The organism is Azospirillum brasilense (assembly GCF_022023855.1).
GTDB classification, from domain to species: Bacteria; Pseudomonadota; Alphaproteobacteria; order Azospirillales; family Azospirillaceae; genus Azospirillum; species Azospirillum brasilense_F.
Window position 1 is genome coordinate 559348 of record NZ_CP059453.1, and the last position, 8153, is coordinate 567500.

Here is an 8153-nt window from a genome sequence, read left to right on the forward strand (position 1 = left end):
TCAACCGGTACCGCCAGAGGACGATGACTTTCGACGACCGTGCCCCACGGCTTCCCGCCGCCCGCTTCCGCGCCTTGCGCGGCCTGCTCGCCCTCCTTCTCCTGCTGACCGCCGCGCTGGGAGGCATGGCGACTCCGGCGTCGGCCCAGATCCCGACGCCCGCCCCGCCGGCCCAGGCCGAGCCGGCGCCCAATCCGGAGGAGATCGCCCGCCTGCGCCAGACGCTGGAGGACCCGGGTCGCCGTGCCGCCCTGCTCGGCCAGCTCCGCGCCCTGGAGCAGGCGGAGGCCGCCACCGCGCCGACGGAGCCGGAGGGGATCGGCACCCGCCTGCTCACCTTGCTGTCGGATCGGCTCGACGGGCTGGGGCAGGAGGCCGCGCTGGCCGGCGACGCCCTGCTGAACGCGCCGCAGGGGCTGCATTGGCTGGAGCGGCAGGTGTCCGACCCGGCGCAACGCGCCGCCTGGGGCTGGCTGGCCGCCGAGCTGGTGCTGGTGGTGGTGGTCGGGCAGGGCGTCCGGCTGATCGCCATCCGCACGCTGCGACGCCCGCGCGCGATGCTGGCGGCCCGGCCCATCCATTCCGCCATCGCCAAGGTGCCGCTGCTGCTGGTGCGGTCGCTGTTCGATCTGGCGCCCATAGTGGCCTTCGCCGCCGCCGGCTTCGGCGTGCTGGCGCTGTTCGACCCGCCGCCGGTGGTGCGGGTGCTGGGCGTCACCTTCCTCAACGCCAGCATCTTCGTGCAGATCGTGCTTCTGGTCGTCCGGGCGCTGCTGGCCCCGGCCTCGCCCAACCTGCGGCTGATCCCGATGAGCGACGGCTCGGCCCTGCGCCTGCTGCGCTGGTGCCGGACCATCGCCATCACCACGCTCTACGGCCTGTTCCTAGCCGAGGCGGCTCGGCGGCTCGGCTTGCCGGCGCAGAGCCACAGCGCGCTGGTGACCCTGGTCGGCCTGATCGTCGCCGTCATGCTGGCGGTGCTGGTGCTGCAGAGCCGGGAGGCGGTGGCCGCTCGGCTGCGCGGCGGCATCGCGGCGGCGCAGCCGCTGTCCGACGCGGTGTCACCGCTTCCGCCCGGGCGGCGCGCCGCCGGGGCGGGGCGGATGCTGCGCGCCGCCGGCCGCCGCGTGGCCGACGTCTGGCACGCCATCGCCATCCTCTACATCATCGTCCTGTTCGGCATCTGGGCGCTGGAGATCAGCGGCGGGCTGCTGTTCGTGGTCCAGGCGACGGCGGTGACTCTGGTCGTCGCCGGCATCGCGCGGCTGATCGGTCGGGGGATCACCCGCGCCGCCGCGGCGATCCTGGAGCGCATGGACCGTCGGCGGGGCCACTCGGCCTGGGCGGCGGGGCGGCTGCGCCGCTACGTCGCCCCCACCGCGCGGCTGCTGCACGCGGCGGTGGCCGTTCTGGGCGGGCTGGTGGTTCTGAACGCCTGGGGGCTGGATGTCTGGGGCTGGCTGCAGACGGCCATCGGCCTGCGCATCGTGGCGTCGGGCCTGTCGCTTCTGCTGGTCGGCGCCATCGCGCTCGCCGTGTGGGAGGTGACCAACGGGCTGATCGAACGCCATCTGGCGACGACGGACCGCAACGGCCGGGCGATCCAGCGCAGTGCGCGGGTGCGCACCCTGCTGCCGCTGCTGCGCAGCGCCCTGCTGGTGGTCCTGCTGACGCTGGTCACGCTGATCACCCTGTCGGAGCTGGGGCTGAACATCGGGCCGTTGCTGGCCGGCGCCGGCGTGGTCGGTCTGGCCGTCGGCTTCGGCGCGCAAACGTTGGTCAAGGACGTCATCACCGGCCTGTTCATCCTGTTCGAGGACACCATCTCGGTCGGCGATGTCGTCAATGTCGGCGGCAAGGGCGGTCTGGTGGAGGGGATGAACATCCGCACGATCCGCCTGCGCGACTTCGACGGAACGGTGCACACCATTCCCTTCAGCGCGGTCACCAGCGTGTCGAACATGACGAAGGACTTCAGCTACTACGTGTTCGACGTGGCCATCCCCTATCACGAGAACGCCGACCGCGTCGTCTCCGTGCTGCACGGCATCGGCGACGAATTGCGCAAGGACCCGCGCTTCGCGCCGCTGATCCTGGAGCCGCTGGAAGTGCTGGGCGTCGATTCCTTCCAGGAGTCGGCGGCGGTCATCAAGGCGCGGATCAAGACGCTGCCCATCCAGCAATGGAACGTCGGGCGGGAGTTCAACGGCCGCATGAAGGCGCGCTTCATCGAGCTGGGAATCGACTTCCCGCTGCCGCAGCGCACGCTGCACATCGCCCGCGGTGCCGCGGAGATGCTGGCCGGGATGGGGGCCGAGGCGGGCGCCGCCAATGCCGGCCGGATGCGCCACGCCGGGGCGGCGGAGTAGGGTGGCTGCACCAACCCCCTCGGTCTTGCGAAAAAGTGACGGGGCCATGTCGATTTCGCTTGAGCCCGGCCGGCGGCGCAGCTATATCAGCGCTCCCGCGTCACCCCAAGGGACGCGGGATAAAGAGCAGACGATGCGCTTGTGGCGGAATTGGTAGACGCGCTAGGTTCAGGTCCTAGTGGCTGAAAGGCCGTGGGGGTTCGAGTCCCTCCAAGCGCACCAACACTTCTTGTGTTGGTCTGAGATTATAGTGGGGCCATAGCTCAGCTGGGAGAGCGCTACAATGGCATTGTAGAGGTCAGGAGTTCGATCCTCCTTGGCTCCACCATCATGAAGCCAGCAACCTTGACGGGTTGCTGGCTTTTCCTTTTTCGCGGCCCCTTCCGCCATCGGAAGCAGGACCGAGTGGCCCGCTCATGCCGCGGCGGCGACCAGCAGAGCGATGGTCAGCGCCACGGCGTCCTCGATCAGCGCCGCCGGCCAATCGCGGCCGAAGGCGGCGGCCATGCGCCGGCGCGCCGCATAACCGAGGAGCGTGCCGACGACCGCGCCCAGCCCACCCGCGATCAGGCCAACAACCCAGACGCCCGCGTTCCAGACGCCCGCGTTCGCGCCAATGGCAGCGCCCGCGATGGCGCCGCCCACAATGCGGCTGGCGAAGGGGAAGGGGCGTTTGCGGCTGGGGGTGCTCGGCAGCTTGTCGGTGACCAGCTCCGCCACCGCCATCGCGGTGAAGACCCAGGGCGAGACCGGGTGGCCGAGGAAGAACAGCCAGCTTCCCGACAGGTCGAGCCAGCCGCCATAGGCGGCCCAGGACACCGCCGCCGGCGCCAGCAGGGTGCGCGAACCGGAAACGGCGCCGATCAGGACGGCGAGGATCACAACAGTCGTCACGATGGTCTCCGGGTCAGTCGGTCCGGCGGTCGCGCAGGGCTTTGAACAGGGTCCGGACTGCCCCGGCGCGGGTGCCGGGACCGCCATGGAGCAGGCGGAGCGCCGCCAGCATCAGCGCCGCGTCGCCGTTGCGCGGCGGGTCGATGTGGAGAAGCCGCCGGCCGCGCCGCACCGAGACGGTCTTCACCCGCGTCATCTCCAGCAGCCCTTCGGCGCCGCGCGTGACCCCCCAGCCGCTGGCGCGGCGTCCGCCGAAGGGCAGGCGGGGGTCGGCGGTCGGCACGATCAAGTCGTTGACCGTCACCGTTCCGGCGTCCAGCCGCCCGGCCAGCGCACGCGCCTCCTCCTCCGGCCCGAAGACCGAGGCGCCGAGCGCGTACGGGCTCTGCGCGGCGGCCTCCAGCGCCTCCTCGACGTCGCGGACGGGCACCAGCGACAGGATGGGGGCGAACAGCTCCTCGCGCAGCAGCGCCATGCCCGGCCGCGCGTCGGCCACGATCAACGGCGCCATCGCCGGGTCGGCGTCCTCGGGCAACGGGCCGAGCGGGCGGGCGCCCTCCGCCATCGCCGCGCGGACCAGCCCGACCAGCCGGCGCCGCACCGGCAGGGGCACCGCCGCCGGCGGAATCGCCGCCACGCTGCGCGTCAAGGAATGCTCCAGCTCGGCGGACAGGGCGCGCGGCACGAAGACCCGGCGCGGCGCGATGCAGGTGGCGGAGCCGTTGAGGCGCAGGCCGAAGGCCAGCGCGCGGGCGACCGTGTCGAGGTCGGCCCCCGGCAGGACGAAGACCGCGTCGTTGCCCGACAATTCCATGGTGGAGGGCACCAGCGCTTCGGCGAGCTGGCGGGCCACCGCCCGGCCGGTGGCGGCCGATCCGGTCAGCACAAGCTTGTCGATGCCGGCGGTGATTGCGTCGGACACCGCGTCGGGGGACTCGTCCAGAAGCTGGAACAGGCCGTCCGGCAGACCGGCCTCGGCCAGCCAGTCCGCCAGCCGTTCCATCGGCGCGGAGCAGCCGGGCGCCGGCTTGACCAGCACGGCGTTCCCGGCGGTCAGCGCCTGAAGCGCCTGCACTCCCGGCAGCAGCAGCGGGTAGTTGGACGGGCCGACGATCAGGACGGTGCCGAACGGCTCCCGCCGCACCTCCGCCGTGACTCCGAACAGCCAGACCGGGCGGCCGCGAGCCCCCAGGCGCCGCGGGGCCAGCAGCGCGGCGGCCTCGCGCTCCAGGAAGCGGCAGGCCTCGGCCAGCGGCAGGACCTCCGCGCTCAGGCTCTCGGCCGCGCTGCGTCCGGGGCGGGTCGCCAGCGTTTGCACAAGATCCTCTGCATCTGCCGCGATACGGCGACGGATGTTGCGGATGATGGATAGTCTTTCGGCTGTATTGCCGCCGGCCCATGCCGCCCGCGCAGACGAAAATGGATCGCTGGTCCCGTTTGTCCAAGGGGTTACACCTGGAGAGGTGGGATTGTGGCTGTGATCCATTCTTGGTCCATGTTCGTAACTGCCTTCACACAAGTCGTCAGCTCGGGAGCGTTTGGCAAGCGGATGGAACGGCAAGTCGTGATCATTGGCGCTGGGCCGGGTGGATTGGCATCCGCAATGCTTCTGGCGCTCACCGGGGCGAAGGTCACCGTGCTGGAGCGACAGGACCGCGTCGGCGGCCGGTCGGCCGGCTTCGCGCTCGACGGGTACCGTTTCGACAGCGGGCCGACCTTCTTCCTCTATCCCCGCATCCTGGAGGAGATTTTCGAGGCTTGCGGGCGCCGCCTGTCGGACGAGGTCGACCTGATCCGGCTCGATCCGCTCTACCGACTGGTCTTCGAGGCCGGCGGGGAGTTGCGGGTCCAGGCCGACATGAAGGCGCTGATGGCGGAGATCGCCCGCCTCAACCCGCGCGACGCCCAGGGGCTGCCGCGTTTCCTGGCCGACAACCGGGCGAAGATGGAGTTGTTCCGTCCGATCCTGGAGAACGACTTCTCCAGCCCCTGGGCGCTGGCCTCGCTACCGATGCTGAAGGCGCTGGGACGGCTTTCGCCGCAGCGCTCGGTCGACCGCGACCTGTCCCGTTACTTCCAGGATCCGCGCGTCCGCCTCGCCTTCTCTTTCCAGAGCAAGTATCTGGGCATGTCGCCCTTCCGCTGCCCCAGCCTGTTCACCATCCTGTCCTTCCTGGAGCATGAGCACGGCGTCTTCCATCCGCGCGGCGGCACCGAGGCGGTGATGGAGGCGATGCGGCGGGTGGCCGAGGACCTCGGCGTCACCGTGCGGCTGAACGAGACGGTGCGCCACATCCGCTTCCAGGACCGCCGCGCCGTGGGGGTGCGGACGGAGGCCGGCGAGTATCCGGCCGACGCGCTGGTCATCAACGCCGACTTCGCCCGCGCGATGACGACCCTGGTGCCCGACGACCTGCGCCGGCGTTGGACCGACGCCCGCATCGCCACCAAGAAGTTCTCCTGCTCCACCTTCATGCTCTATCTCGGGATCGAGGGCCGGATGGAGGGGCTGGACCACCACACCGTCTATCTGGCGGAGGATTACGCGCGGAACCTCGCCGAGATCGAGGACGGCCGCGAGATGCCGCGCCGCCCCTCGATCTATGTCCAGAACGCCTGCGTCAGCGACCCTGATCTCGCCCCGCCCGGCGGCAGCACCCTCTACATCCTGGTGCCGGTCGGCCACCAGCGCGGCCACATCGACTGGACGGCCGAGGCGCCGCGCTACCGCCGCCTCGTGCTCGACCGGCTGGCCGGTTTCGGCCTGAGCGATCTGGAGCGCCGCATCCGGGTCGAGCGCGTGGTGACGCCGGCCGACTGGGACCGCCTTTTCGCGGTGCACCGCGGCGCCACCTTCAATCTGGCGCACAGCCTGGACCAGATGCTCCACCTGCGTCCGCACAACCGGTTCGAGGATCTGGACGGCGTCTATCTGGTGGGCGGCGGCACCCACCCCGGCAGCGGCCTGCCGGTGATCTTCGAAGGCGCGCGCATCACATCGCGGCTGCTGGCCTCGGAGCTGGGCCTGCCGACGCCCTGGCGCAGCGAAACCATGGGACTGTCCGGCCTGCCCAAGCGGGCCATAGCGGGAGGACTGGCATGACGGATCGGATCGCGGTGATCGGCGGCGGCCTGGGCGGGCTGGCGTCGGCGGTGGTTCTGGCGGCGCGCGGCCACAAGGTGGTGCTTCTGGAGAAGAACGGCTGGGTCGGCGGCAAGGCGGCGGTGCTGGAGGAGGGCGGCTTCCGCTTCGACATGGGGCCGACCATCCTGACGGTGCCGCGCGTCCTGCGCCGCATCCTGGCGGAGGCCGGCTGCGATCTCGACCGCGAGCTGGAGCTGGTCCGGCTGGAGCCGCAATGGCGCTGCTTCTTCGACGACGGCACGGTGCTGGACCTGTCGGAGAACATCGGCGCGATGGCCGCGGAACTCGACCGGCTGGCCCCCGGCCGGGGCGCCGGGGAGGGCTATCGCCGCTTCCAGGCGCTGTCGGAGCGTCTGCATGGCATCTCCGAACGCTTCTTCTTCTGGAAGTCTGTGGAGGATCTGGGCGACACGCTGAAGCTCCGCGACAGCATGAACGCCAGCACCCTGTCCGACGTGCTGGCGCTGCGCATGGGCAGCACGGTGGCCGGCACCATCCGCAGCCACGTCCCCGACGCCCGCGCCGCCCAGATGCTGGACCATTTCACCCAGTATGTCGGCTCATCCCCCTACGGCTCCCCGGCGGTGCTCTGCGCCATCGCCCACATGCAGACCAACGACGGCGTCTGGTACCCGATGGGCGGCACCCGCGCCGTTCCGCTGGCGCTGGAGCGGGTGGCCCGGCGCCTCGGCGTCGAGATCCGCACCGGCACCGGCGTGCGCCGGCTGGAGGTGACCGACAAGCGCGTCACCGCCGTCGAGACCGAGGGCGGGGAGCGCGTCCCGGTATCGGCGGTGGTCTCCAACATGGATTCCGTCCGCACCTACGAGGAGCTGGTGGGCGGTGCCCCGGCCAAGCGCTTCCGCAAGCGCCGCTGCTACGAGCCGGCCTGCTCGGGCGTGGTCTTCTATCTCGGTCTCGACCGCGGCTACGAGCATCTGCTGCACCACGACTTCGTCTTCTCCCGCGACCCGGCGGAGGAGTTCGACTGGATCTACCGCCGTGGCGAGCCGGCGCCCGACCCGACCTGCTACATCGCCGCCCCCGCCCGCACCGAGCCCGGCGTGGCGCCGCCGGGGGGCGAGGCGCTCTATGTGCTGGTCCACACCCCCTACCTGCGGTCGCACCACGACTGGTCTCGGATGCTGCCTGACTACCGCCGCACCGTCTTTGACAAGCTGAAGCGCACCGCCGGCATGACCGACCTGGAGGACCGCATCCGCGTCGAACGCGTCCTGACCCCGCAGGACATCCACGACCGCTACCGCGTGCTGAACGGTGCCATCTACGGGCTGGCCAGCCACGGCCGCTTCATGGGCGCCTTCAAGCCGGGCAACCGCTCGCGCGACGTGGAGGGGCTGTATCTGGCCGGCGGGGCCGCCCATCCGGGACCGGGCATGCCGATGGTGCTGATGTCCGGCTGGATCGCCGCCGACAGCCTGGACCAGGACCTCCGGAGCGGAGCGCGCGACGGCGACCTGCGCGCCGTCGCCTGAGGGGTGGGCTGGGCATGGGGCCAGGGATGGAGGATGATGGGCTGAAGGACGATCCGGTCGTGTTGCGCTCACCGGTGCTCTGCCGCTTCTTTGGCGCCGTCATGGCGCGGCGGATGCGGCGCGACTTCCACGCGGTGCGGCTGGCCCGGCCGGGCTGGCCGGCCCTGCCGTCGGACCGGCCCGTGATCGTCTGCCTGAACCATCCCTCCTGGTGGGACCCCGCTTTGCTGATCGTGTTGGGGACGACCC

6 protein-coding genes and 2 tRNA genes (1 of these 8 running past the window's edge) are annotated in these 8153 nt (G+C 71.2%); 6 read left to right on the plus strand and 2 right to left on the minus strand.

All coding sequences use genetic code 11. The features are described from left to right. The first annotated feature begins 23 nt into the window (after positions 1-23). The 3 genes from H1Q64_RS32320 (at position 24) to H1Q64_RS32330 (ending at position 2697) form a co-directional block, all read left to right on the plus strand. Complete coding sequence (locus H1Q64_RS32320) at positions 24-2369, plus strand: mechanosensitive ion channel domain-containing protein (protein ID WP_237907902.1); 2346 nt, start codon at positions 24-26, stop codon at positions 2367-2369. A 135-nt stretch (positions 2370-2504) separates the two neighbouring features. After that, a tRNA-Leu gene (locus tag H1Q64_RS32325) sits at positions 2505-2591 on the plus strand. Positions 2592-2621: 30 nt separating this feature from the next. Beyond that, a tRNA-Ala gene (locus H1Q64_RS32330) sits at positions 2622-2697 on the plus strand. A gap of 86 nt (positions 2698-2783) precedes the next feature. Here the strand turns inward: H1Q64_RS32330 and H1Q64_RS32335 are convergent. Together H1Q64_RS32335 and H1Q64_RS32340 are read right to left on the minus strand one after the other, a co-directional pair. Then, a complete protein-coding gene (locus tag H1Q64_RS32335; RefSeq protein WP_237907903.1) occupies positions 2784-3263 on the minus strand; it encodes a DUF4126 family protein in 480 nt (159 codons plus the stop codon). A 13-nt stretch (positions 3264-3276) separates the two neighbouring features. Next, positions 3277-4749: an aldehyde dehydrogenase family protein gene (locus tag H1Q64_RS32340; RefSeq protein WP_237907904.1), complete on the minus strand. Its 1473-nt coding sequence runs from the start codon at positions 4747-4749 to the stop codon at positions 3277-3279. A 63-nt stretch (positions 4750-4812) separates the two neighbouring features. Here H1Q64_RS32340 and crtI point away from each other — a divergent pair, with 63 nt between their 5' ends. The 3 genes in view from crtI to H1Q64_RS32355 are tightly spaced (at most 26 nt apart) and all read left to right on the plus strand, a layout consistent with a single transcriptional unit that may run on beyond the window. Then, positions 4813-6366 carry a phytoene desaturase family protein gene (crtI, locus tag H1Q64_RS32345; RefSeq protein ID WP_269145440.1) on the plus strand — a complete coding sequence of 518 codons (1554 nt, stop codon included), beginning with the start codon at positions 4813-4815 and terminating at the stop codon, positions 6364-6366. Then, complete coding sequence (locus H1Q64_RS32350) at positions 6363-7904, plus strand: phytoene desaturase family protein (RefSeq protein WP_237907906.1); 1542 nt, start codon at positions 6363-6365, stop codon at positions 7902-7904. Before crtI ends, H1Q64_RS32350 begins: the two co-directional genes overlap by 4 nt. Positions 7905-7930: 26 nt before the next feature. Continuing rightward, positions 7931-8153, plus strand: partial view of a lysophospholipid acyltransferase family protein gene (locus tag H1Q64_RS32355; protein ID WP_237907907.1) — the beginning only. It continues 596 nt past the right edge of the window; 223 of the gene's 819 nt are visible here — the first part of the coding sequence; its start codon is at positions 7931-7933; its stop codon lies off the right edge, out of view.

Coding starts and splice junctions, on each gene's coding strand:
- H1Q64_RS32320 (WP_237907902.1), top strand. CDS start 24: ATGACTTTCGACGACCGTGCCCCACGGCTTCCCGCCGCCCGCTTCCGC.
- crtI (WP_269145440.1), top strand. CDS start 4,813: ATGGAACGGCAAGTCGTGATCATTGGCGCTGGGCCGGGTGGATTGGCA.
- H1Q64_RS32340 (WP_237907904.1), bottom strand. CDS start 4,749: ATGGATCACAGCCACAATCCCACCTCTCCAGGTGTAACCCCTTGGACA.
- H1Q64_RS32350 (WP_237907906.1), top strand. CDS start 6,363: ATGACGGATCGGATCGCGGTGATCGGCGGCGGCCTGGGCGGGCTGGCG.